Genomic DNA, 23,110 nt, shown 5'->3' with positions numbered 1-23,110 from the left:
GGTGGGAGCCGACCGGGCCCACTGCTGCCGCCGCTTCGGCGGCTGCGGGGCCGTCTTCGACGACACCGAGCTCTGGGACATCCACCGGCCGGCCGGGATCTGCCTGAATCCTCGAGAGCTGGGGCTGATCCAGACCAAGAACGGCATCTGGCGGCGTCGCCAGGACTGTCCTCGGGCGTGAAGCAAGTCCAGCCGAGCAGTCGAGATTCGGGGGCTGTTGCGCTCCCACCCCGCAGTGCTTATCGTTCTTCGATAACATCGATTTGGGATAAGGAGGGCATGCGATGAAGCTGACTCAGGCGAGCGCGAGCCTCACCGTGCTCCGGGTCCTTCTGTGCATATCCCTGCTGTGGCTGGTCGTGGTCGCCCCGCTCATGCTGCTCACCACGGTCATCGGCGCAACGGTCGGCTACGGCGCCGGCGGAGCCGGCCTTCGGGTCCCGGTGGCGTTCGACGCTCCCGCTCCAACCGAGTTGGCGCAGCCACCCATCGGAGCCAACGTCTTGGACCCGCGAGCCTCGCTGGGCAGCGCGGAGATCCCTCTCGCCACCACCCCCCTGTCGGTTGCCCTTCCCGCAGGCATTCTGCTCACCCTGGCCACGCTCGCTGTCGTTCCTGCGGCCATACGCGCCTTCCAGATCACCGGGCGCATCACCACCGGCGGAGTGGACCGACGCGTCGTCGTCCTCGCGCGTCAGCTGCCTCTCTTGGTGGCCGGTGGAGCGCTGCTGTGGTCGGTGTTCGCTTCCGCAGCGTCGGTCGTCACTGTGAGCGGTCTCGGAGATGGCTCCCTACGTGCCGTACTCAGCCTCGCGCCCCTTGGCTGGGGCCTCGCGACGGCCTTGCTGACAGCCGTACTGAGCGAGACCCTGCGGGTCGGCCTCGAGTACAAGGAAGAGAATGACTTCACCGTCTGAGCAGGACGAGCCGACCGTGACAGTCACCCTCGATAAGGTCCTTCGCAACCGAGAGATGACCTTGACCGAACTCTCCCAGCGCGTCGGTATCACGATGGCAAACCTGTCGAACCTCAAGACAGGAAGAGCCCGTGCGATCCGCTTCAGCACGCTGCAGGCACTCTGCCGCGAGCTGAACTGCCAGCCAGGCGATCTGCTGCTCTACACCCGAACCACCGCATCCGGCGACCCAGACGCGTCCTGAACCTCCATCATCTGACGGTAGAGCCCATGTCCTAGATCCATCTGACTGGATCGTCTACCCTTCTTCGTATCAACGAATGGACGGTCGGATGAGGGCTGGGACTCGCCGCCGGCGTGCACCGATTGGCGTGGTCGCCGGGGCTGTCGCGTTGCTCGTGGCCGTGCTCCCCGCCGAGGAGTCCGAGGTCGCGGTGACGCGATCGGCGACGGTCGGCGTCGACCGGTCCCCGGCTGTGGCCGCCGCGGTTGTGCGGGCGGCGGTCCCGCTGGGCGGCCTGGAGGTCCCGGATCCGCTCGCTCTGGACTCCGGTGGTCGTGTCACCAGCGTGCGCCAGTGGGAGCAGCAGCGCCGACCGCAGCTGCTCAAGGCCTTCCAGGACAACGTCTACGGCACCTCGCTGCCCGCACCGACGAAGACGACGTTCTCCGAGGACAGCAGCGGGGGCGGCGGGTCGGCCAAGAAGATCACGATCACGGTGACCGGGTCCGAGGGCACGGCGAGCTTCTCGCTGCGGCTGTTCACCCCGTCGTCGGGCACGCCGAAGGGCACGTTCCTGCTGATCGACCACCGGGGCTCGGTGGGAGACGACCCGGGTTCGGGGGGCTACGCCCCGGTCTCGACGATCACCGGTGACGGCTATGCCCTGGCCGCGCTCAACGCCGAGGAAGTCGCCCCCGACGACGCGGGCTCCTACCGCAACGGTGTGATCAACGCGTTCTACCCCGCCGGACAGGACCTCCCGGCCGACGCGGGCCGCACGATCAGCGCGTGGGCGTGGGGCGCCAGCCGAGCGATGGACTACCTGCAGACCGACCCGGACATCGACCCGAGCAAGGTCGCGGTGATCGGACACTCCCGCGGTGGGAAGGCCGCGCTGTGGGCCGGCGCCCAGGACCCGCGGTTCCCGGTGGTCATCTCGAACAACTCCGGCTCCACCGGAGCGAAGCTCGCCCGCCGCGACTCCTCGGGCGAGTCGATCTCGGCGATCAACTCCCAGTTCCCGCACTGGTTCCCCGAGACCTACAAGCGTTTCGACGGCAACGCCGATGCCCTGCCGGTGGACCAGAACGAGCTGCTCGCGCTGATCGCGCCGGGCCGGGTCGTGGTCGCCTCGGCCGCCGACGACGGCAACGCCGACCCGCAGGGCGAGTTCCTGTCCTACCTCGGTGCCGCCCCGGTCTATGAGCTCTACGGGCTCGGCGACACCGGGCTGTCCTCGACCAGCTGGCCACCGGCCACGGGGAAGGGCTTCCGCGGCCCGGGGATGAGTTATCACCTGCGATCCGGGGGGCACGGCCTTGAAGACGCCGACTGGCAGATCTACCTGGGCAGCAACCTGTTCACGCGCTGATCAGCGGCGTCGTGTTGCAGCCGCGGTCGCTGGCGCGGCCGCGGCGCTGCTCCTCGTCGGGTGCACGGCCCCATCCCCCGTCGACGCCCCCGGGGCGCCGCCCCCGCCTGCCAGGCAGGCGTTCGATCCCCCGACGGCGTTCGGGCCTGCTGCGTTGTCCCTCGGTGGGGACACCGGGCTCCCGGCTCCGCAGGTCCTCGACGGCGTCTATGGCTGGTCGTTGTCCGATGCCGGCCTGACCCGGGTCGACCTGACCTCGGGTGAGGCGATCGTGGGCGGCTTTCCCCGGGCCCCGCTGTTCAGCGGACTGGATGTGTCCCGGCCGACCGCGATCGGTGCCCCGCCGGTGCTCGGCGCCCCGGTGCTGGCTGACCTGCCCGTGGGCCGTCGGGTCTTGGCGGCCTGGCCGGTCGAGCAGCCCGGCCAGGGCACCACCCCGCCCCGCCGCGGCATCGAGCTGGTCGCCGCGGATCCGGGCACCGCCCGCACGCTGTCCTCCATCACCGTCCCTCTGCCTCCCGAGTGGCTCGGGGAGTCGCTGACGGGCTTCACGGTCTCGGTCGCCGGCGTGGTCGGGACCACGGCCGTCGTGAGTGCCTCGACCTCCGCCACCGCTCACACCGCCGCGGTCGACCTGGCAGGGGGAACCCTGCGGTGGTCCGCGCCCGGCGTCGCTGGTGTGCTCGTCGGAGAGAGCACCGTCGCCGTCGAGGTCCGCGACCTCGTCGAGCGGGAACTGCGCGGCCTGAGCATCGGCGACGGCAGCACCCGCTGGGCCGGGCTCACGGGCAGCGCGGTGTGGCCGGTCGGGCGAGCTCGGATGCTGGTCGACCTGAGCAGCCTGTCACGCCCGGCCGGAGGCAGTCAGGTCGTGGAGGTCGCGACCGGGCGATCGGTCGACAGTCCGCTCAACGGCCAACCGGGCTGGTCCTGCCGCTCCGACGACCAGGCCCTCACGATCTGCTCGCTCGCCCCCTACGTCGGGACCGACGCCGTCCTCGGGTTCGATGCCGCCGGCGTCGAGCTGTGGCGGATCACCCGCGACTCGGGGCGGGTCCCACCGACGGTCACCGCCGCCTGGCACGGCATGGTCTACGGCTACACCGACGCGGGGCCGCTGGTCCTCGACGGCCGGACAGGCCAGGACAGGGTCGCCTCCGCGGCGACGGCTCCGCTGCTGGTCAACGAGTACTTCGCGGTGGGTCCCGGCGCCGCAGCGACGCCGGAACAGCGCCCGAACTACCGCCATCCGTCGCGGCTGGTCGCGAGTCCCACTGCCGGATGAGCGGGGAGGTCAGGGGCGGTCCGTGCGCTCGGTGTGTCCGGGCGTCGGCATGGCCCGCAGATCAGCGACGACCTGCTCCAGCGCTCGGCGGGTCGCCGGCCGGAGGTGGCCGATGGCGCGGACGAGGTCGGCGATGTCTGCCTGCCGCACGACCTGCAGCACCTCGAGTTCCTCGGTGCTGACCTGGGCGTAGGGGTCGTCGAGCAGGTAGCTGACCGGCACCTGGAAGAACCGGGCGATGTCTTCCAGGGTTGCCTTCGACGGGTTGGTGGTGCGCCCGAGGCGCAGGTGGTTGAGCGTCGCGCGCGACACCGATCCGCCGGAGGCCTGGATGCCCGCGACCACCTCGTCGAGAGTGGTGGGCCGCCCTTGCGACTCCAGCGTGCTGAACAGGTAGTTCAGCTTGTCCGCCAGAGATCGCGAGCCCGCGGAGTCCCCTTGCGCCACCACCCTGCCCCCCTCATCTGGCTCACTCCCGAGTCACGAGGAGGCTGACGGTAGTTCTACCGGCCAGTGGCGCCATCCCGACGCAGGGATGCCGTGCCTCGGTCGGAGCGCTGTCTGATCAGCTGTTCGCGAGTGTTGTTCGCTTAGTGTGCGGGATCGGACCCTGGGTGTCCGGCGTGTTGCTGTTCGTAACATGGTCGGCCGCCGACTATGAACGATGCCGACTCTGCAGCCGCCGCGCCTGGGCCCCGCCGTCTGACCCAGGTCTTCGCGCTTCGAGAGTTCCGTGCGCTGTGGTCGGCTGAGGTCGTTTCGATCCTGGGCGACCAGCTCGCTCGGGTGGCGTTCTCGGTACTGGTCTACGACCGCACGAGCTCGGCGGCCCTGTCGGCGACCGTGTACGCGTTGACCTTCCTACCCGCGCTCCTCGGCGGCGCGTTGCTGGGATGGGTCGCCGACCGATACCCCCGCCGCCGGGTGATGATCGGCAGCGACCTCGCCCGCGCGGCACTGGTCGCACCGATGGCGTGGCCAGGCCTCCCCCTACCCGTGCTGTGCGCCCTGATCGTGGTCATGGTGCTGCTGGGCTCCCCGCACTCGGCGGCGCAGGGGGCGTTGCTGCCCGAGATCCTGCGCGGCGACCTGCTCGAACGCGGGTACGCCGTTCGCCAGGTGACGGGGCAGATCGCGCAGGTCGCCGGGTTCGCGACCGGCGGCGCGCTGCTGGCTCTGCTGAGTCCGCAGACCGCTCTGCTGGCGAACGCCGGGACCTTCGTCCTCTCAGCTGCCGTGCTGACCGCCGGGGTCACGGCTCGGGCGGCGCCCGCTGCTACCGAGGCCGGCGAGGTCCGTTCCTGGTGGCGTGACATCGCCGACGGGGCGCACACGGTGTTCGCCGATCCCTCGCGTCGCACGTTGGCCCTCGTCGTCTGGATGGCCGGGACCTACATCGCCCCTGAGGGGGTGGCTGCTCCGTACGCCGCGCAGCTGGGCGCTGGTCCGGTCGCCGTCGGGATCCTGCTGGCCGCCATCCCGGCCGGCAGCGTCGTCGGGGCGATCGTCTTCACCCGTTGGGTCCCCCAGGGGGCCCGGGAGCGCTGGATGCTCCCGCTTGCGGTGGTCGCGGGGGTCCCCCTGATGGTGAGCGCGATCGCGACGTCGGTCGTTGCGGTCGCCGCGCTGTGGGCGCTCAGCGGAGCGGCCGTGGCCGCCGCATTGATCCAGGCTCAGGCCGGGTTCGTGCGCCGGACTCCCGCCAAGGCCCGGGGGCGCGCGACCGGGCTTGCCGCCGCCGGCCTGATCGGCGCGCAGGGGATCGGCCTTCTCGCGGCCGGGTTGCTCGCCGAGTGGTCCTCCCCTGGCGTTGCGGTGGCGGTCACCGCCGCCGTCGCCGGGGTCGGGCTCGCGGCCTTGGCGGTGTCTGGGTCGGCCCGAGCGCTGTGAGCGGTGGGGGTGCCGAGGACTTTCCACTCGGGCTCCCCACCGCCTCACCGTCGTCGTGCTTCGCACTTTCACCGCCTGGCCGTCGCCAGTGAAGACCTCAGATCCACACACGGTTACGCATCACGTCGCCTCTCCTCTCTTGCTTGTTTCGATCAGAATCGCTTCCCCAGTTCCAGTTACGCATCCATCCTCCTTCCTAGTCGTTCGACCTGACGGTCCCAACCGTTCACCAGTTCCAGTTGCGCACGAGCCCTCTCCTCTCTCTTCGCGAATCCCCAGGAATCGTCGAGTCACCAGTTCCAGTTGCGCACGAGCCATCTCCCTTCACGCGATACCTACCAGCGGGATGCATTCACCAGTTCCAGTTGCGCACTGCACACTCCCTCCTATAGCCGCAAGAACAGGCCACTCCACGTTCACCAGTTCTAGTTGCGCACTCAAACCCCTCCTTCGCACAGGACATGCGGACCCATCGACAGCGCCGTCACCAGTTCCAGTTACGCATTACCCGCACCTTCCCTTCTTTCTCACCCGCCATGACCCGACCACCTGTCACCAGTTCCAGTTACGCATCTCGCTACCTCCAATCGTCACGACTTATCATCGACTCCAGTTCACCAGTTCCAATTACGCACGTTCACCAGATCCCATCTCATCGAGCCCCGCTTCCGTCGCCTGCTTCATTCGCCTGCCTCGTTCACCAGTTCCAGTTGCGCATTACAGCCCCTTTCAATCGAGTCCGACACCTTTACGCTCAGGCTCTTTACTCATTACCAGTTCCAGTTACGCACAGCTCCCCCTCTCGTCGTGGCGACTTCCGCCGGGTTACGACAAATGGCCTAGCTGCGGCGCAGCTCTGCCGACCACACCCGCGTCCGAGGTCGCCCCGGCTCGCGACGGCCTCGACAGGGTAGGCGAGAAACATCGCCACGTCAGCGACACAGTTGATCTTGATAGCCGATTCTGGGCCCTCCCGGCGACCTTCGGATCGATGAGAGCGACACAACTGAGCTGGGATGCAACCGCTCGCCGCCGTCTATGCTGAGACGGGAAAAAACGATCTACGATTCGAGGATTTTCGTGACCTCATCCACCGCGCGACACGCCGACCGGAGCATCCTCCGGTCAAGGCTGTCGGCGTGGCGGCTCTGGTCACTTCCGCCTCGCGTTCGGGCGTTACTTGTCGCAGTCGAACTCGCAGCTGTGTGCCTACTCACTGTCGACATCGTCATTCACGGCGTCCCCCGCGGGCTGTCGGTGTGGCTGACCGCGGGTGCACTGGTGGTCCTAAGCGGCGTGCACGCAGAGATCTCACTACGCGCTGAGCGACTGCGCCGCCGCATCGCAGAGACCAGGTATATCGACCTGAGTTCGGTGTGGACATTCGCGGGTGCGTTGTTGCTGCCGCCTCTACTGGCAGCGTGCACCGTGATCGTCAGCTATACCCATCTGTACTTCCGCGTCTTTCGGCCCGCCGGGACCCCTCCCCATCGACAGTTCTACTCGACGTCCACCGTCGTGTTGGCCGTCTATCTGGTCGCAGCGGTCCGACTAGGCTTCGACGGGTCGAACTCATGGTTCGCGATCGTTGAGATTGCGGCGTGTCTAGCGGTTTACACTGGCACGAACATGTTGCTCGTCGTGAGCGTTATCCGCTTGGCTCAGCCCGGGAGCAAGTTCTTGGCGATCCTGGCCGGCGGCGAGATCGCACTGGAGACCGCCACGCTCAGTCTTGGCGCAATCGTGGCCTACGCGGTGATGCCGGACCACCTTCCGCTCGTGGCACTGCTGATTCCTGCGCTCGTTCTGATGGAACAGACCACTCTCATCAGGCAGCTCGAGACACGGGCGGCGACGGATGCGAAAACCGGCCTGCTGAACGCGGAGGGTTGGCGCTCGCAGGCGCTGCAGCTGCTCGACGCGGCGGAGCGCGACCGCTCCAACGTCGGCGTCCTGATCCTCGACCTCGACTACTTCAAGGAGGTCAACGACCGCTACGGGCACCTGGTCGGTGACGCGGTGCTCCGCGCGGTCGCCGAGGTGATCGAGGCCGAGATCCGTGACCGCGACGCCGCCGGACGCTTCGGCGGGGAGGAGTTCGTCATCGCCCTGGCCGGGGTGCGGGTGCCGGCCGGCCGCGACGGCGGAGCAGTCCGTGACGTGGGAGAGCGGATCCGTCGGAGGATCGAGGCCCTGACGGTCGAGGTCGACGGCGACGAGGCTCTCCCGATGCAGGTCTCCGCTCTCACCGCCTCGATCGGGGCCGCGGTCTACCCGGAGGCCGGCCGCGATCTCGACGTTCTGCTCGCGGCCGCGGACGGGGCGCTCTACGCGGCGAAGAACGCCGGGCGGAACCGGGTCCTCGTCAGCCACGGCCCCACTCCGCCTCCGCCTGCCGCTCCCCCGCCCGGCCCGTCGGTGCCGTCGCCGCGCCCTGGAGCATGAGGGCGTGCGTAGAGACGACGCGGGCGGTGCCGGACAGGTGGACGACGCGGGCGACGCGGGCTTCCTGCGGCAGTCGGCGGAGTTCGTGTCTCACGCCTGTGCAGGGGGCGCACGCCGCACGGCGCGTCAGGTGCTCGGGGCGTGGGAGCGCTGGTGTCGCCGCGAGGGCTCCGATCCGCTGGTTCTGGATCCCATGGCGATACGGGCGTTCCTGGCCACGGCCCCGGTCGGCCATACCTACCGGGACCGGGAGCGCGCCGAGACGGTCCTGGAGCAGTTCCGGTCGACGGTTGCTGACGACGCAGCCGCGCAACCGCGCACCTCCTTGGGGGCCTCGGCGGTGTTGCCGAGTCCTGCCTCCGCCGCTGCCCCCGATGGCGCCCTCGAGCCCACGGCGCTGATCTGGCTGCTCGACACCGCGGAGGTGATCGACGCGCCGATCCTGGGTCTGTCGCTTCTCGTCGCGGTGAACGGGCTCGGGGTGGGCGAGGCTCTGAGCCTGGACGTTGAGCACGTCGCCTCGACCGACGGCCTGCCTGTGGTTCGCCTGCCTCGACGGTGGGGGCGACGGTCGGTGGTCCCGCTCGCGGCGGCGACCGCCGCGGCCCTGCCGCAGTGCACCGCCGGGCGATCGGAGGGACCGCTGCTGCGGGCGCTGGACGCCGGCGAGCGGCTCTCGCCGGTGGAGGCCGCCCAGCGTTTCACTGCGGTCGCGGCGGCGGTCGGCCTGGACCGGCAGGTGACGCCGGCGGCGTTGGAGCAGACCTTCGTCTCGCTCGCGCTGAGCGCCGGTGTGCCGATCTCGGCCCTGACGCATGCCCTCGGGGACGTCGACGGTCGCGCCGAACACTCCCGGCACGCTGCCTTTGCCATCTGCAACTACCTTGCGTCACAAGATCCGTTGCGCTTCGTGTAGGCGGTTGGACTCACTGGGTGACGGGGTGCTCCAATGGCTAGTCCCACGACGCGCGATGTGTTGTATTCGCAGCGTCATGCTGTTGGGTGAGCGCGGCAGGGGCTCAGCGGGCGAGAAGCATTCACGGAGGCTGCGTCGGTGGCGGCACGCAACAGCTGGCAGCTCAGCGGAGCTGCCGCCTCGTCACCGGTCGGCGCGGAGCTGACCTGGTGGGGCGCGGTGCTGCCGCGGGCAGGCCAGCTGGTCGTGGCCGATCCCCTTCTGCCCCGACCGCTGATGACGGCACTGCTGTCCGACGCTGCCGACGACGTGTCCGCCACCGGGCCGCGTCGGGCGCGCCTCGTCGTGGTCTCGCTGCTGGCCGGCGGAGGGCTCGCGGCAGCTGTTGTGATGGCGACCGAGGCGCTGCAGGTGCTTCTGCTGGTCACCGCTGCAGTCGGCTTCGTGGTCTGGTCGAGCCGGATGAGTAGCAGGGAGCACGCGGTCCGGGAGCGGGAAGGTGCGCGCCCGCTGTTCGCGGTGCGTCCCAGCGTCGGAGAGCCGACCTGGGAGCTGCTCGCCCATCTCGACAGTCAGCAGGCCGCCCGGCCGGACGATGCATTCTGTGCCGCCGCTCGTCATCTGCTGTGGCGGGTCGCGCACGTGAGCCCGCGCAGCGACGCCGCGATCACACGTCTGACCGAACGCGCTCGCGACGGTGATCTGTCCTCCACCGACCAGCTGTGGGCTGCGGCTGAGGACCTGACCATGTTGGCCGTCGCCTCGCCACGGGACGTGCGCCGGTCGGTGCCCCAGCTCGCCGTCCTGTTCCGCTACGAGTCCGGCGCAACCCGCTGACGGTCCGGCTCCTGGCCGACGGCGCTCCCCTGCGCAGCGTCTTCGGCTTCGGTGCTCTGGAGGTGTCGCAGGAAGGGCTCGACCAGTCGCCCGTGTCGCAGCTGTGTGGAGACCTCGGTCTGTAGGCGTGCTTCGGCCAGGAGCTCGCCGGTACGGGGTGGCGGTTCGGCGTCGAGGACCTGGAACGTCGCGTCCGGACCGTCGCCGCGCCCGCCCCGTAGGGCCCAGGCCAGCCAGCTGGCCTCGGCCAGCGCCGCCCGGCGGTCGGGGGAGGTGCCGGAGCCGTGCTCGCGAGCGAAGTCGACCGCTGCGGACACCACGTGGGTGGGAACCCCGCTGAGCAGGGCGCGTGTCGTGTCCCAGATGACGACCATCCGCGCGTAGAGCGCCGCGTCCGGGCGCTCCCGCAGCAGGCTCGGCCGGGCGATGGCCTCGCTCTGTTGCCAGCTCGGCACTGCCGAGACCAGGACACGTTCGAGCCGGCGCAGCCGGAGGAACAGGCCGGCGGCCCGGACCTGCTCGATGACCGGCTGCAGCGGGCCGCTCAGGCGGGTGGCGACGAGCCCGAGGCCGAGCAGGGTCGCGCAGCAGAGCAGGACGACGTCGCTCGCGGCGAGCGCTCCCTGGGCTACCGGGCTGGCGGCGGGGTGCAGCTGCAGCGCGGCGAGCACCGCGAGGGCGGCGAAGGCCGCCACGAACAGTGCAGCGGACAGCCGCAGGGTCGTCTGCATGGCAGTGCTGGGGATGTAGCGCAGCACCCGTCGGCCGTGCCCGATCAGCACTGCGGTGCCGACCATCGGCCAGACCAGGGTCAGACCGGTGAGCATGACGAGCTGGGGGTAGCAGCTCCCGCCGGTGCGAGGCTCGACGAGCGGGAGCAGGGCCCCGTCGACGAGCAGGAGGATCTGGGCGAGCAGAACACCGCCTCCGGCAGCGATCGGTGAGATCGCGTGGAGGCGGCGCGACAGCGCTGTTGCCGTGGTGAACAGTCCGGTCCCTGCCAGCCCGATCGCGACGAGGATCCCGGCGGCAAGGTAGGCCCGCGCCGTCGGTGTCCCGGGGCTGGGTACAGCACCCAGTAGCGCGGCGACACCGGCGAAGAGGGCTGCGACGGTGATCCCCACCGCGGGCTGCGTTCGCCGGCGCAGTCCCAGCACCGCGGCCAGCAGCAGCGTGGTCGCGGCGATGAGGCTCAGGGTCAGGTGCATCGGGGCCTCATGTGAACGCGGACTCCAGACGAGCGGCCGCGGCACGCACCTCGGCTGTGGCTACCCAGCGGTGCGACCGTCTGCCCGGTCCGTAGCCCAGCAGGGCCGCGCCGAGGGCGTCGGCTTCGGCTTCGTCGTGGGCGCCGTAGGACGGATCGTTGCCCATCCATGCGCTGAGCCGCTGCTGGGAGTCCGACAGCACCGTGCTGAAGCTGGGGCGGAACCGGGCGCTGTGGGCCTGGTGGTCGAAGAACAGGTGGCCGAGCTCGTGGGCGATGTTGTGGCGCCGGGCGAGTTCGCTGGCCGCGTGGGCGTAGAAGACGACCGCGACGCCGGGACGGGGAACCGTGCAGAGCCCGCACAGCTCACGGGCCGATGCCCCCAGCTCGACCGGTAGCAGGCGGATGGTCAGCCCGCGGGCCTGCCCGAGCCGTTCCGCGAACGCCTCGAGGTCGACCTGAGACTCCGGACAGGGTTCGAGTCCCTCGTCGCGGAGCTTGCGGCGGGCGCGGGCGACGAGCTGGGTCCAGCTCGCCGGCTCCTCGCTCTGTGCGCGTCTGCGTACCCGCATCTCATGTCCCTCGGCCGGAAACTGATCACAGTAGGTCTACCCCGGACGAGCCTCAACGAGTAGTGATCCGATGGAGGAACGCTACTGGCGTTCGCGTCGCCGTCTGTGACCGTGGGTTCTCTGCGCCCTCATCCGGCTGTTCCCCCCGCGGTGGTGCGGGCCACCATGGCGGCGGCTTCGCTGGTCACTGCGGTGGTGGCCACGCTGACGGTGCCCACGCCCTGCGACTTCGCCCGGTTGAGCTCGGCGTCGGCTCGGGTGAGCAGCTGGTCGATGCTGTCGGCGGCGTCGGGCCACCCCGCCGCGCCGACGCTGGCGGTGAGTCGGGGGGCGGTGCCGTGCTCGACGTCGAGGACCGCGGCGGTGTCGATCGCGGCGACGGCGGCGGTGACGCGCTCGCCCAGGACCTCCAGGTCGTGCCGATCGGCGGCCGGGGCGGCGATCACGAACTCCTCGCCGTGCATCCTTCCCACGATGTCTCCGGCCCGGACCGCTGTGGGCAGGATCCGCGCGACCTCGTCGAGCAGATGGTCCCCGGCCCGTACTCCCCAGGCGTCGTTGATGCGGCGGAAGCCGTCGAGGTCGACCGCCAGTACTCCGAGGGCGGTGCCGCGCTTGCGCGCCCGCTGCAGCTCCGCTGTCGCCGCCCGGTGCCAGGTCCCCGGGCTGAGCAGTCCGTCGTCGTGGTCGGTGGTCCCGACCGTGGAGACCAGCACGCTGCGCGAGAGCAGCCAGAGGGTGGGGACCAGGAGCAGGACCGGCCACGGTGAGGAGGAGGCGAGCATGAACGCCACCACCGCCCCGATGCAGAGCTGTGCCAGCTCGAAGCCGTGCTGACGCAGGTCGGTCACCATGTCGCGGGCTGCGAGCCGTCCGGCGGCCAGGAACACGATGCCGGCGACCAGACCTGCCTGCACCGAGGTGTAGGCGAGGAGTGCCAGGACTGTGGAGGCGATCGGCACCAAGGTCGTCGCGCCGGCGGCGAGGTCGAGGCCCAGCGCGGCCGCGAGGTAGTGGGCGGCGATCCCGGCGATGACCACCGTGGAGGCGGTGAAGATCGTGCGGTAGACCGGCCCCCGTTCACGCGGGATGCGGGGGCGGTCGATGCGCAGGATCCGGTACCCGTAGATCGCGGCGACGGTCGCGGCGATCAGAGCGGGAGGGAACAGCAGTGCGGCCACCACGGTGTAGACGGAGTTGGTGACCAGGTGGCCGGTCTCGGTGGTGCTCTCCCGCTTGATGGTCGCGCGCCGGTATCCGCGCTCGGCCGACAGCGCCGCTTCGTGCTGCAGGATGCAGGCGGCGACGAGGAGCGCGGCCAACCCGATCTGTGCCGGTTCTGCCCGGGTGGGAGCGGCGACGACGAGCGCGATCGCCAGTGTTTCGACCGCGATGACGTAGGCCAGGGCCGGCCGGGGCAGATTCAGCAGGGGCAGCCGTCGCTGCCGCTGGGTAGGTGGGGTGGGTCCGTCGGGTCTGGAATCCATCGGTGTCCTCCCGTTCACCGGTCAGCGGGGCTGCAGCCCGGTGTCCGGAGTCGGGGCGCCGGGGGCGACGGCCATGACGGCCTCGGCGAAGCTGACCGAGATCAGCAGGAACTCCTCCAGCGTGCCGCTCACCTGGCTTCCGTGCCCGCCGCCGAAGCGGTAGACCGCCGGGGCCCGCCCGAGGCTGCTGAGCTTGTCGGCGTAGGCGTCGACCTGCTGGATCGGGATCCGGGTGTCGTTCTCTCCGGCGATGATCGCGACCGGTGCGCGGACGTGCTCGGCCACTGCCAGCGGCGACGCGGCGGCATAGCGCTCAGGTACCTCCTCCGGGGACCCGCCGAACAGCGCCCGGGCCATCGCACGCAGCGGCTCCTGCCCGAGCTCGTAGCTCATGGCGTGGTCGGTCACCGGCACGACACCGATCCCGCCGCGCCAGCGCTCCGGCTGCAGGCCGAGCGCGAGCAGCGTGAGGTACCCGCCCCAGGAGGAGCCGGCCAGCAGACAGGACTGCGGGTCGGCCAGCCCCTGGCTGAGGGCCCAGCCGTGGACCGCGGCGAGGTCTTCGAGCTCGGTGAGGCCGGGGCGCCCGACGATGGCCTGCCGCCAGGCGGCACCGTAGCCGGTGGAACCTCGGTAGTTGGTGGCGATGACGGTCCACCCCGCATCAGCCCATACGGCCAGCCGCGGGGAGTAGACGTCGGCGTCATCGAGGTCGGGGCCGGGGTGCAGCCAGAACAGGGTGCGGCCCGGTGTCGACGGGGCGTTCTGTGGTCTGACGACCAGCACGGGGATGGGCCCTCCCGGCCCGTCGACCCACTCGACCGAGGCGGGGGCGCCGTCGGGCGGCGCATCGGGCGAGTCGGGGAACAGCGGCTGCGAGCCGTCGCTCGGGCTCCACCGATAGACCCGTGGCGCCTTCTGAGAGGAGGTCCAGCTGTACTCCAGCGCGCCGCCCGGGCGGCGCTCGACGTCGAGCACCGATCCGTCGCTCGGGCCGATCTCTCGCAGGTCCGAGCCGTCCGCGCGGCACAGGTGCAGCGTGACGCGGGCGTGGTGGGTGTGCCGGATCGCGAGGGTCTCGGCGTCGAGCCAGATCCCGTCCACCTGGCCGGGCAGGTCGATGGCCAGCTCCTGTTGTTCCCCGCTGTCGGTGTTCCACAGCAGCAGCTCGTGGCGCCCTCGGCGCTCGTGGCGCACGAGAAGCCGCGGATCTCCCGCGGCGGGCGCGAACCCGATGGGGAGCAGCTGCTTGCCCTCGTCCCGCATCTCTGCCACGGAGTCGCCGCTGTCGACGTCGAGGACCCGGATGCCGGGCGTGCTGGCGTCGCCGTGCTCGGAGTGGCGGATTGCCACTCGGCTGCCGTCCGGCGCGATGGGCCCGGACATGCCGTCCTGCTCGTGCCGGTAGATGGCCTCGGCCGGCTGACCTTCGAACTGCCTCCAGACCGCGATGCCCTCACGCACCGCGAGGGCGAACACCGCCACCGCACCTCTCGGCCCGTGCCCGAGCGCGAGCCCGCTGGCGATGCCGTCGCCGGCCTCGGGGGCCACTGCCTTCGCGGTGCCACCGTCGAAGGGCTGGCGGACCCAGTGCCCGAACTCGTTCCCGCCGGTGTCGTTGAACCACCACAGCCACTCACCGTCGGCGGACAGCGCTCCGTGCTCGGTTCCGGACTCTCGCTCGGTCGCCTGGACCAGCGAGTCCGCCTCGCGGTCCCACAGCCACAGCTCGTGGGTCCCCGACCGGTTGCTGCCCAGCATGCTGCGCTCGGGACGGCGGGCCGCCGAGTGCGGCAGCCCCAGCGTCGTTCCCGTGACCCGTGCTCGCCAACGGCGTTCCCGCTCAGGGTCGGCGAACAGCTCCGTGGGGGGTGTGAAGGTCAGCCCCGGCTTGTCGCCGGCAGCGACGGCGGCCTCGTCCATCGTGCTCCTCCTGGCCTACTGGGTTCTGCCGGTCGTAGCCGTGGCGTCGGCATCGAGTGCGAACGGGCGCAGCCTAAACCGAGGCTGCACGTCGACAGCCCGATCGCGGCCGCGCCCGATCCGGCACGTCAGTGGGGCGGTGTCAGTAGGTCCGGCGCTTCTTGTCCAGCCCGGTGGGGTCCTCGCGGCGTGGAGGCAGCCCCTCCAACGAGCGGGCGTGCTCGAGTGCAGCCTCGACCGCGGCCAGCCCGGCGGGGGACAGATCACGGGCCCGCAGGGCGAGCTGCTCCACTCCTGTCTCCTGCAGGGTCTTGAGGGTCTCCAGCTCGCGGGCGACCTGCTGATACCGCGACTCGTTGAGGAAGTAGTCCGCTCCCACTCCGAACAGGGCCCCCAGCGACTCAAGGTGCTTCACCGTGGGGTTGGTCTTCACACCCTTGCGCAGCTGCCAGATGTACTGCTGGGAGATCACCCGGCCTGCCCGGTCGGCCTCGGGAAGCGCCTCGACCATGCGCTCGATCGCGGTCGCCGCCCCGGGATTGCTGTAGGGCCGCCCGGTTGCCGGATCGACGATGTTGGCGAACAGCGCGTTGAGCTTCTCCGCCAGCGTGGCGCGCTCGGACGGCGCAGCTGCGTCGCTGGCGTTGGCGTCACTTTCAGTCATGTTCGGTGCGAGCGTCGCGGTCGACCGGTGGCGACGGGGTCGTGGTCGTCAACTCGCTCCCCCTTTCTACGTCAGTAGAGACTAGCCGGTAGGAGTGCAGGAAACCAAGCCTCAGCCGCGCTCACCGACTCCGAGGACCGAGGAGGCAGCAAGCGCTCAACACGCCGACCCCGAACCGACGTCGCGAACTTCCTGCACGCCAGCGCCTTCCCTGCACCTCGAGGCCGAGAGCAGCTCTGCACCACGCGGGACCGCTCCCGACCTTGCCGGATGCAACGCAGCGTTCCACACCAGTTGACAAGTACCTTCTATCTCAGTTTACGCTCCCGTTCGGTCGCGCTTCTTCCGCTGCGGTCGGATTCATCGACAGGAGCGAGGAGGCGGCAGTGACGGATGGTGATCGCCGCGATCGACAGCCGGCCACAGCGTTGGGAGGCCACCAGTCGTGATGACAGCAGCCGCACAGGCCGCAGCCCCTCCGGACGGCGACATGGCGGGGCACGCACACAAGGAGGTCGCCGTGACCGAACCTCTACCCGCTGCCGCGTCCGAGAGCCTCGACGCCGCGCCACGGCCCCGGCTGGCCCCGGACGTCGTAGCCCTCCTGATGGGCCGCGAGCAAGCCCGACACCACAGCGAGCTCACGCGGACTCGCGAGCAGATCCTCGCCCTGTCCTCCTCGTCTGCCGAAGCCCTGCTCTCGGCCCTGGACGACGAACTGGCAGCGGTCGCCACCGCGGCGATCGGGGCGATGTCAGTGCTTCGACGGGACCCCACCGACCCCCTCACTCCCTCAGCGGTCGAGGAGCTCAGCGGGTCGACCGGGGAGTACCTCACCCGGGTGGCGGACTTGAATCGCTCCCTGCTGGCGATCCATCTGGCTCTGGAGGCTCAGGTGCGAACGAACTCGTCCTAGCCGCGGCCCGCGCGCCGTCCACCGTGCAACCGGTGCAAGTCCTCGACGATGCGGGCCACCGACTGTCGGGTCTCCTCCGGCAGCTCAGCGACAAGTTCGACGAAGCTCTCCAAGTTGGCGTTGTGCACCACCGCCAGCAGGTGACGGTCGGGGTCGCCGGACTCGCTGAGGTCGTCGTCGAACAGATAGGCCACTGGCACCTGGAAGAAGCGGGCGATGCCTTCCAAGGTCGTCTTGGTGGGGTTGTCGCGCCGCCCCCTCCGCAGGTGATTGAGATACGGCACGGACAGCGACGGCCCGCCGGCCTCGCGGATGCCGTTGACGATCTCCTCGTTGGTGTAGGGACCGCGGTCGGCCGGATGGACCGTCGCCACGATCCGGTTCAGCCGATCAGCCAGCGAGGCGCCGGAGACGTCCGACTGCTCGGCCACCCGCGTCCTCCTCCGTGATGCGGTTCCGGCCCGAGGCGCGGAGTGCCACTGATGGATCGGGGCGACGGTAGCCGGGCCGACGGGTCCCAGGAAGCCGAGGTCGGCCTTCACGTCTGCGCGCCTCCTCGGCCCCGGCAGCCACCCCGGCGGGAACCCGCTGAGTGACCTCGAATCTGCAGGTCAGAACACGTTGACATCCCGAAACGACGACAGGATAGTTGCTGCTGTTGATTTCTCCTAGGAGAACAACACAGAGCATCAGCTACCAGGCTAAGGAGGTGTGCCGTGACGGCTCATCTGATCGCGGTGCTGCACACCGCCCACCCCGGCCCCGCAGGACGTGTGTGATGCCGAAGGCGCGAACATCTCGGACCGGTCCTCAGTGGCGAACTGCTCCTGGGCTCGGTGCGACGGCCACCGCCCTCCACGACGCATCGGCGGTCGAAGAGCCCACGACGGCCCGGCGACCATCTGCACCCGACCCGCAGCGCCGCGAGACGCCTGGTCTGGGCCCGCTCGGCCCCTGGACCGTGCCAACCGTCAAAGCAGACGCACCCGCCGAGCAGACGGCCGACGTAGCGCACGAGGACGACGCCGCGCCCGCCGCACAGCAGCCGACCACCGCGCAGCAACCGCCCACCGCGACCACCGCTACCGAGGCCACCCCGGTCGCCCTCACCGACCTCGCGAAACCTCAGCAGACCGCAAACCCCTCCCCCCTCCCCCCATCCGGCCCTGAGCAGGTGCGTCCGGAGGAGCCGGACCTCGCCGCACCGCAGGTGCCTCTCGACAGCGAGCTGCCCTCGCTTCGACGCAGGAACGGCAGGCCCGGAACGGTCGCCCGACACACCCCAGCGCGGGAGTCGTTCTCCCGTTCTGTGCGGTCGCTGGAGCCGATCTCCGATCCCGAGGCCGCGAGCTTCGCCGGCCGCTTCGCCGCCGACTTCCAGTCCTTCGACGAGGACGACCCGAGCCGTCGGGCAGAGGTACTGCGGCCTCTGCTCGCTGACCCCCAGGCCAGCACCTGGGGGTGGTCGGGCGCGGGCAGGCAGCGCGCCGACTCACCGCTACCGGGCCGGATCTACCGGCCCAGCGACACGGTGGTGTTCGTCGAGGTGATCGTCCGCGTCACCACGTACGCGCGCGCCTGCCCGCAGCCCGACGAACCGGCGGCGCACCCCACGGCGGTCGAGTCCGAGCTGACCGGAGTCGTGGGCCCCTCCTGTGCGCCTCCCGACGCCGACCCCACGTGGGTGGCGACCGAGGCGAACTGGGTCCGGATGACGGTCCCGATCACCCGTGACGACGACGGCCACCTGGTCGTCGACCCGCACCTGCGTCCCACCGATTCCTCCTGACCCCCACCAAGAGGTAGCTGCTGATGTCCTCGTCCAACGGCACCAACAACACCCCCGCTGCCCCGTCCTGGCTGGACGCGGGCGCCGGATGGGCCGCTCCGACCACCGGGCACGACGGGGCCCAGGTCCCCGCGACCGAACCCGAGCCCCCGGCCGCGCCGGCGAGCGCGTCGGCGAACTGGCCGAGCAGCTCGCCATCTCGCCCGGCGGCGCCCGCGCCGGAGCGCTTCCTCGCCGAGCCACCACTGACGAGGGCCGAACCGGTCGGTCGGCCGGCGCCGTCATCGGCAGCGTCGTCATCGGCAGCGTCGTCTTCGGCAGCGTCGTCCGTGTCAGCGCCCGCCCCGGCGGACCCGCCCCCCGCCCCGGCTCATCGGGACCCGGTTGTCTCGGAGGATCCGCAGGCGTTCCGCCCGGCGTGGGACGAGGAGACCGGGGTGCTGTCGGGGGTGGTCCGCGAACGGCGTGCCCGTCCTCAGCAGGGATGGCGCCACTTCGCCTACCAGCTGACCGGCGGCCGCTGGAACCCCGGCCTGTCCGAGGCTGAGGCCCGGCTGCGTGACCAGCTGCAGAAGATCCGCACCCCGCTGCCCGGCCCGCACAGCGTCGTCGTCGGCTCGATCAAGGGCGGGATCGGCAAGACCACCGTGTCCGCGCTGCTCGGGCTCGCCCTCGCCGAGCACCGCGGCGACCGGGTCATCGCCATGGACGCCAACCCCGACGCCGGCACCCTCGGCGACCGCCTCGTCGGCGAGGCCCAGGCCGCGAAGACCACTGTGCGCGACCTGCTCAACGCCCTGGACGAAATCCGCTCCGCGACCGACCTGGCCGGCTACACCCATCTCGCCGGACGCCTGCAAGTCCTCACCAGCGACCTGGAGCCGGAGGCGGCGGAGATGTTCTCCGCGGGCGACTACGAGGCTGCGCTGCGGGTTCTGTACCGCTTCTACAACGCGATCATCACCGACTCCGGTACCGGGATCGTGCACTCGGCGATGCAGGGCAGTCTGCGCCACGCCGACTCCCTGGTCATCGTCGGCGCCCCGACCGAGGACGGCGCCTCGCGTGCCCGGCGCACCTTCAAGTGGCTGGCCGCCAACGGCTACCGCCACCTCACCGAGGACGCGGTGGTGGTGCTGTCCTACGACCGGCACAGCCCCGACATCAACGACCGCGTCATCCGCGACTTCTTCGCCGAACGCTGCCGCGCGGTGATCGTGCTTCCCCCGGATCCGCACCTGCAGGCCGGCGGGATCATCGACTTCGACGCCCTGACCCCGGCTGCGCGCGACGCCGCGCTCGAGCTCGCCGCGACTGTCGCCGAGGGCTTCCAGGGCCGGCGCACCTACGGGCTGGCCAGCCACGGGTTCCGCACCCCGCCGACTGACCCCGGTGGTCCCCGGTGATCAGTCCCCAGCTGGTGGTGGGCGCCGCGCTGGCGCTCACCACCACCCTGACCGCGTCCGGGCTCGTCCCGGCCGCCGCCCCCGCGGGCGGGGTCGAGTGCGGGTGGCGGATCACCGCGGTGCACGTGCTCGCCGAGCTCACCGGGGACACCTCCGCGCGGGCGGAGAAGCTGCGCCGGGCCCTGCTCGATGTCGGCGCGAACAAGCCCGGCTTCATCCCGGCCCAGTGCTACGAACCCGGCTCCGGCAACTCCAGCGGGTCCGGCTCCGGCGGGAACGGCTCCGGCGGAGCTGGGAACGGCTCGGGTACTGCCCCCGGATCCGGAAACGGCTCCGGGAACGGAAACGGCTCCGGATCGGGCAGCGGCTCCGGATCGGGGTCCGGGTCCGGTTCGGGGTCGGGCTCTGGTGGTGCGGGCGGTCAGTGCAAGACGACCGCGGCGGACACGCTCGGCTGGGGCAAGCCGAAGGTCTCCGACGAGTTCGAGGGCAGCTCGGTCTCCGGGGACTGGAACGCCTACGACGGCCCCGGCCACGCCGGGAACGGCCGCCGCACCCCTGAGGCGATCTCGGTGTCGAACGGGCAGCTGACCATCACCGGCTCGGAGAACGGCGACGCGGGCGGGATGGCCTGGTCCCCGAACAGCCAGCAGTACGGCCGCTGGGAGGGCTGCGCCCAGTCCCCCGCCCCCGCCGCATCGAGCCTGCACACCCTGTTCCTGCTCTGGCCGACCGCGGAGAACTGGCCCGAGGGCGGCGAGGTCGACTTCATGGAGATCTCCGACGGGACCCGGCAGAAGGTCGAGGGGTTCCTGCACTACGGCTCGGACAACTCCCAGACCCAGGGTTCGGTCGAGGTCGACGCCACCGAGTGGCACGCCTTCGCCGTGGAGTGGACCCCGGACAAGATCACCTACCTCGTCGATGGCAAGCCGTGGTTCACCGACGACGACAAGTCCCACAACCCGCCCGGGCCGATGCACCTGACCATCCAGCTCGACTACTTCGGCGGTGACGCCTCGGGCGGGGCGGCGATGCACGTCGACTGGGTCCGCCAGTACGAGCTCACCGGCGGCGGAGCCTCGGCCGGGGTCGATGTCTCGGCCGGGCAGGACGGCGTCGACGCCGGCGCCGATGTGTCTCTCGGCGGCGGCGAGTCCACCGGTCAGAGCAGCGACGACCGCAGCGGCGGCGGCTCCGGCGGCGACAGCGACCGCGGTGGCGATGGCGGTGGTGAACGCGGTGGCTCCGGTGGCGGGTCCCGCGGAGGCGACTGACCGACCGACCTGCTCGTGAGACAGCCCCCGGATCACCTGACAGAGGACCTGTGACATGCCCTGGAACCGCACGCCGCGCCCCTCGTGGGCCGAGCACCTCCCCCCGTCCTCGCGCGGTCCTGCCGCGCGCCGCGTCGCGGTCGCGGTGCTGACCGCCGGAGCGCTGGTCGGGGTGACCGCGTTCTCGCTGAGCCCGCTGCCCGCCCAGCTCGGTCTGACCGCGGTCGGCTGCAACGAGGGCAAGGCCGTGCGCCAGCTCGAGGCCGCCCGCGAGACGCGCACCCAGACCCGGGCGTTGCTGGCCGATCTCGCCGTCAGCGACGACACCAGGGCTCAGGGGCTGGCGCGCGAGATCGCCGGGCTCGGTTTCACCCCCGCGACCCAGCCGCCCGGGTGGCGGCAGAAGGCCGTGGACGTCTCCGACCAGCTCAACACCCTCGACGCCGCCGATCCGCACCTGCAGCAGGTCGCGGCGAAGCTGGCCCGCGCCGGGTTCGGCCCGACCCCTGCCGACCTGCTGCCCAAGGATCCGCCGCCGCCCGCGCCGGGCCCGGTCGCCGAGCTGGGCGAGTCCCTCGGCAACGCCGCGGACAGCGCCGTCGGTGCGGTCACCTCCGCCGGTGAGGCGGTCACCGAGATCGGGAAGCCCAAGCCCACGCCCAGCAGCGGCGGGTCCGCCGGCCGACCTGCCGCCTCGAACCCCAAGCGCCAGGCCGAGCCCGCGCTGCCCCAGACCTGCATCGACCACGCCGGTGCCACCGCAGCACCCGCCGCCCCGGCACCGGCGCCGAAGCCCGCTGCGCCGGCGCCGAAGCCCGCTGCGGCCGCACCCGCCGCCCCAGCCCCAGCTGCGGTACCGGCGGCGCCCGCAGCGACACCGGACCCCGAGCCGGACGAGGACTCGGCCTCGGATGCGACACCGGGCAGCGACGACACCAGCAGCCCGAGCACCGGCGAGACCGGCTCGGACAGCCCCGCCGACGACGGCGACGCCGCCGAGCAGCCCGACACCGGCGCACCGAGCCCCGCTGGCGGACAGGACCCCGACCCCTCGGACCCGTCGGAGCCGGACTCCTCGGACTCCGACAGCTCGGGCTCCAGCAGCTCGGCCTCCGGCTCGTCGGACTCGGACAGCTCGACCAGCACAGACACCTCGTCGGGCTCGGACAGCTCGACCAGCACAGACACCTCGTCGGGCTCGGACAGCTCGTCGGGCTCGGACGGCTCGTCGGACACGAGCGAGTCCGCCACCTCCTCCGGGAGTGGTTCGGACCAGGACCTGGAGAAGGCGCGGATCGCGTTGCAGCTGGTGGGTGAGCTGATGCAGGCTTTGGGCGCGAGCTCCGACGCCGATGCCGGGCAGGTCCGCGACTCCGTGCTCGGGGTTCTGGACCGTGAGCAGCTGCAGAAGCTCGGCGCCGACCCCGCGGACCTGGCCAAGCTCGACCAGCTCGACGACCTCGGTTCCGGGGACTCCCCCACCTCATCAGGCTCCGGGTCGAGCGACACCGGCACGGACAGCACCGGCTCCGACAGCACCAGCACGGCCGATTCCGACGGCACGGGTTCGGGATCCTCGGACACCGACTCGTCAACGACCTCAGGCTCGGGTGACACGCCGACGACGTCGTCGTCGGGCGGTGGTGAGTCGTCGTCGACGACCGAGCAGGCCAGTACCGGTGGCGCAGGTGATGCGTGGGAGGCCGGGGCGGAGAAGCTGGCCGAGCAGGTGCGCGACGCCGCCGACGCCGACCCGTTGGCCGAGCAGCTCGCCGAGAAGCTCGACGCCGCAGGCATCGGCTCCAGCACCGACAGGGGCTCCGACTCCAGCACTGGTTCCGGCACCGACTCCGGCACTGGCACTGGGTCGGAGGCCGGCTCGGGCTCGACGCAGCCCGATGAGCAGGCGACGGACGGCACGGGGCAGGGCGAGACCGGCAGCTCCGAGCAGCCCTCCACCGGGAACGGAGACGCCGACACCGGT

General features: G+C 71.1%; 20 protein-coding genes. 13 read left to right on the top strand and 7 right to left on the bottom strand.

The annotated features are described in order from the left end of the window. Nucleotide 1: 1 nt before the first annotated feature. The 5 genes from DMP15_RS28815 to DMP15_RS28795 all read left to right on the top strand — a co-directional run bounded on the left by DMP15_RS28815 (nucleotide 2) and on the right by DMP15_RS28795 (nucleotide 3,797). Nucleotides 2–181: an FDXHR family putative zinc-binding protein gene (locus DMP15_RS28815; protein WP_337826811.1), complete on the top strand. Its 180-nt coding sequence runs from the start codon at nucleotides 2–4 to the stop codon at nucleotides 179–181. Between the two features lie 103 nt (nucleotides 182–284). Further along, entirely contained in the window at nucleotides 285–917 is a 633-nt protein-coding gene (locus DMP15_RS28810) for a hypothetical protein (protein WP_337826810.1), read from the top strand. 16 nt (nucleotides 918–933) lie between these two features. Beyond that, entirely contained in the window at nucleotides 934–1,161 is a 228-nt protein-coding gene (locus DMP15_RS28805; protein ID WP_443217713.1) for a helix-turn-helix domain-containing protein, read from the top strand. A 127-nt stretch (nucleotides 1,162–1,288) separates the two neighbouring features. Continuing rightward, the gene (locus tag DMP15_RS28800; RefSeq protein WP_337826808.1) at nucleotides 1,289–2,512 is read left to right on the top strand and encodes a glucuronyl esterase domain-containing protein; all 1,224 of its coding nucleotides are present in this window, start codon (nucleotides 1,289–1,291) and stop codon (nucleotides 2,510–2,512) included. Between the two features lie 154 nt (nucleotides 2,513–2,666). Next, a complete protein-coding gene (locus tag DMP15_RS28795) occupies nucleotides 2,667–3,797 on the top strand; it encodes a hypothetical protein (protein WP_337826807.1) in 1,131 nt (376 codons plus the stop codon). Nucleotides 3,798–3,806: 9 nt separating this feature from the next. Here DMP15_RS28795 and DMP15_RS28790 read toward each other — a convergent pair whose 3' ends face one another. Then, the gene (locus DMP15_RS28790; RefSeq protein WP_337826806.1) at nucleotides 3,807–4,247 is read right to left on the bottom strand and encodes a helix-turn-helix domain-containing protein; all 441 of its coding nucleotides are present in this window, start codon (nucleotides 4,245–4,247) and stop codon (nucleotides 3,807–3,809) included. Between the two features lie 207 nt (nucleotides 4,248–4,454). Between DMP15_RS28790 and DMP15_RS28785 the strand changes: the two genes are divergently transcribed. The 4 genes from DMP15_RS28785 to DMP15_RS28770 all read left to right on the top strand — a co-directional run bounded on the left by DMP15_RS28785 (nucleotide 4,455) and on the right by DMP15_RS28770 (nucleotide 9,885). Next, on the top strand, nucleotides 4,455–5,687 hold the full coding sequence (locus DMP15_RS28785) for an MFS transporter (RefSeq protein ID WP_337826805.1): 1,233 nt from the start codon (nucleotides 4,455–4,457) through the stop codon (nucleotides 5,685–5,687). 1,080 nt (nucleotides 5,688–6,767) lie between these two features. Further along, nucleotides 6,768–8,132 carry a GGDEF domain-containing protein gene (locus tag DMP15_RS28780; protein ID WP_337826804.1) on the top strand — a complete coding sequence of 455 codons (1,365 nt, stop codon included), beginning with the start codon at nucleotides 6,768–6,770 and terminating at the stop codon, nucleotides 8,130–8,132. Nucleotides 8,133–8,136: 4 nt separating this feature from the next. Next, on the top strand, nucleotides 8,137–9,048 hold the full coding sequence (locus DMP15_RS28775) for a hypothetical protein (protein ID WP_337826803.1): 912 nt from the start codon (nucleotides 8,137–8,139) through the stop codon (nucleotides 9,046–9,048). Nucleotides 9,049–9,186: 138 nt separating this feature from the next. Continuing rightward, nucleotides 9,187–9,885: a hypothetical protein gene (locus DMP15_RS28770; RefSeq protein WP_337826802.1), complete on the top strand. Its 699-nt coding sequence runs from the start codon at nucleotides 9,187–9,189 to the stop codon at nucleotides 9,883–9,885. Here DMP15_RS28770 and DMP15_RS28765 read toward each other — a convergent pair. From DMP15_RS28765 to DMP15_RS28745, 5 genes are all read right to left on the bottom strand, one after another. After that, nucleotides 9,861–11,093, bottom strand: a complete 1,233-nt coding sequence (locus tag DMP15_RS28765; RefSeq protein WP_337826801.1) for a DUF6545 domain-containing protein — start codon at nucleotides 11,091–11,093, stop codon at nucleotides 9,861–9,863. The genes DMP15_RS28770 and DMP15_RS28765 overlap by 25 nt on opposite strands. Nucleotides 11,094–11,100: 7 nt before the next feature. Further along, nucleotides 11,101–11,664, bottom strand: a complete 564-nt coding sequence (locus DMP15_RS28760) for an ImmA/IrrE family metallo-endopeptidase (protein WP_337826800.1) — start codon at nucleotides 11,662–11,664, stop codon at nucleotides 11,101–11,103. Nucleotides 11,665–11,792: 128 nt separating this feature from the next. Then, nucleotides 11,793–13,151, bottom strand: coding sequence for a GGDEF domain-containing protein (locus DMP15_RS28755; protein WP_337826799.1), 1,359 nt, complete (start codon nucleotides 13,149–13,151; stop codon nucleotides 11,793–11,795). 21 nt (nucleotides 13,152–13,172) lie between these two features. After that, the gene (locus DMP15_RS28750) at nucleotides 13,173–15,074 is read right to left on the bottom strand and encodes a S9 family peptidase (protein ID WP_337826798.1); all 1,902 of its coding nucleotides are present in this window, start codon (nucleotides 15,072–15,074) and stop codon (nucleotides 13,173–13,175) included. Nucleotides 15,075–15,216: 142 nt separating this feature from the next. After that, entirely contained in the window at nucleotides 15,217–15,738 is a 522-nt protein-coding gene (locus DMP15_RS28745) for an XRE family transcriptional regulator (protein ID WP_253067110.1), read from the bottom strand. Between the two features lie 520 nt (nucleotides 15,739–16,258). On the opposite strand from DMP15_RS28745, the gene DMP15_RS28740 reads away from it, so the two are divergent. Next, nucleotides 16,259–16,654: a hypothetical protein gene (locus DMP15_RS28740; protein WP_337826797.1), complete on the top strand. Its 396-nt coding sequence runs from the start codon at nucleotides 16,259–16,261 to the stop codon at nucleotides 16,652–16,654. Here the strand turns inward: DMP15_RS28740 and DMP15_RS28735 are convergent. Next, the gene (locus tag DMP15_RS28735; protein WP_337826796.1) at nucleotides 16,651–17,085 is read right to left on the bottom strand and encodes a helix-turn-helix domain-containing protein; all 435 of its coding nucleotides are present in this window, start codon (nucleotides 17,083–17,085) and stop codon (nucleotides 16,651–16,653) included. The two genes, DMP15_RS28740 and DMP15_RS28735, sit on opposite strands and share 4 nt — an antisense overlap. A gap of 878 nt (nucleotides 17,086–17,963) precedes the next feature. Here DMP15_RS28735 and DMP15_RS28730 point away from each other — a divergent pair. From DMP15_RS28730 to DMP15_RS28720, 3 genes are all read left to right on the top strand, one after another. Further along, the gene (locus tag DMP15_RS28730; RefSeq protein ID WP_337826795.1) at nucleotides 17,964–18,443 is read left to right on the top strand and encodes a hypothetical protein; all 480 of its coding nucleotides are present in this window, start codon (nucleotides 17,964–17,966) and stop codon (nucleotides 18,441–18,443) included. Between the two features lie 437 nt (nucleotides 18,444–18,880). Beyond that, a complete protein-coding gene (locus DMP15_RS28725) occupies nucleotides 18,881–19,849 on the top strand; it encodes a MinD/ParA family ATP-binding protein (RefSeq protein WP_337826794.1) in 969 nt (322 codons plus the stop codon). Continuing rightward, entirely contained in the window at nucleotides 19,846–21,126 is a 1,281-nt protein-coding gene (locus tag DMP15_RS28720; RefSeq protein WP_337826793.1) for a glycoside hydrolase family 16 protein, read from the top strand. Before DMP15_RS28725 ends, DMP15_RS28720 begins: the two co-directional genes overlap by 4 nt. The last annotated feature ends 1,984 nt before the right edge of the window (nucleotides 21,127–23,110 follow it).

This window comes from Pseudonocardia sp. UM4_GMWB1 (genome assembly GCF_017312155.1).
Lineage (GTDB): Bacteria > Actinomycetota > Actinomycetes > Mycobacteriales > Pseudonocardiaceae > Pseudonocardia > Pseudonocardia alni.
This window is presented reverse-complemented; position numbering and strand designations above follow the sequence as displayed.

What these genes read in the sequence shown, in the direction of transcription:
- DMP15_RS28810 (WP_337826810.1), top strand. Translation starts at nt 285, where the DNA reads ATGAAGCTGACTCAGGCGAGCGCGAGCCTCACCGTGCTCCGGGTCCTT.
- DMP15_RS28760 (WP_337826800.1), bottom strand. Translation starts at nt 11,664, where the DNA reads ATGCGGGTACGCAGACGCGCACAGAGCGAGGAGCCGGCGAGCTGGACC.
- DMP15_RS28745 (WP_253067110.1), bottom strand. Translation starts at nt 15,738, where the DNA reads ATGACTGAAAGTGACGCCAACGCCAGCGACGCAGCTGCGCCGTCCGAG.
- DMP15_RS28785 (WP_337826805.1), top strand. Translation starts at nt 4,455, where the DNA reads ATGAACGATGCCGACTCTGCAGCCGCCGCGCCTGGGCCCCGCCGTCTG.
- DMP15_RS28755 (WP_337826799.1), bottom strand. Translation starts at nt 13,151, where the DNA reads ATGGATTCCAGACCCGACGGACCCACCCCACCTACCCAGCGGCAGCGA.
- DMP15_RS28750 (WP_337826798.1), bottom strand. Translation starts at nt 15,074, where the DNA reads ATGGACGAGGCCGCCGTCGCTGCCGGCGACAAGCCGGGGCTGACCTTC.
- DMP15_RS28765 (WP_337826801.1), bottom strand. Translation starts at nt 11,093, where the DNA reads ATGCACCTGACCCTGAGCCTCATCGCCGCGACCACGCTGCTGCTGGCC.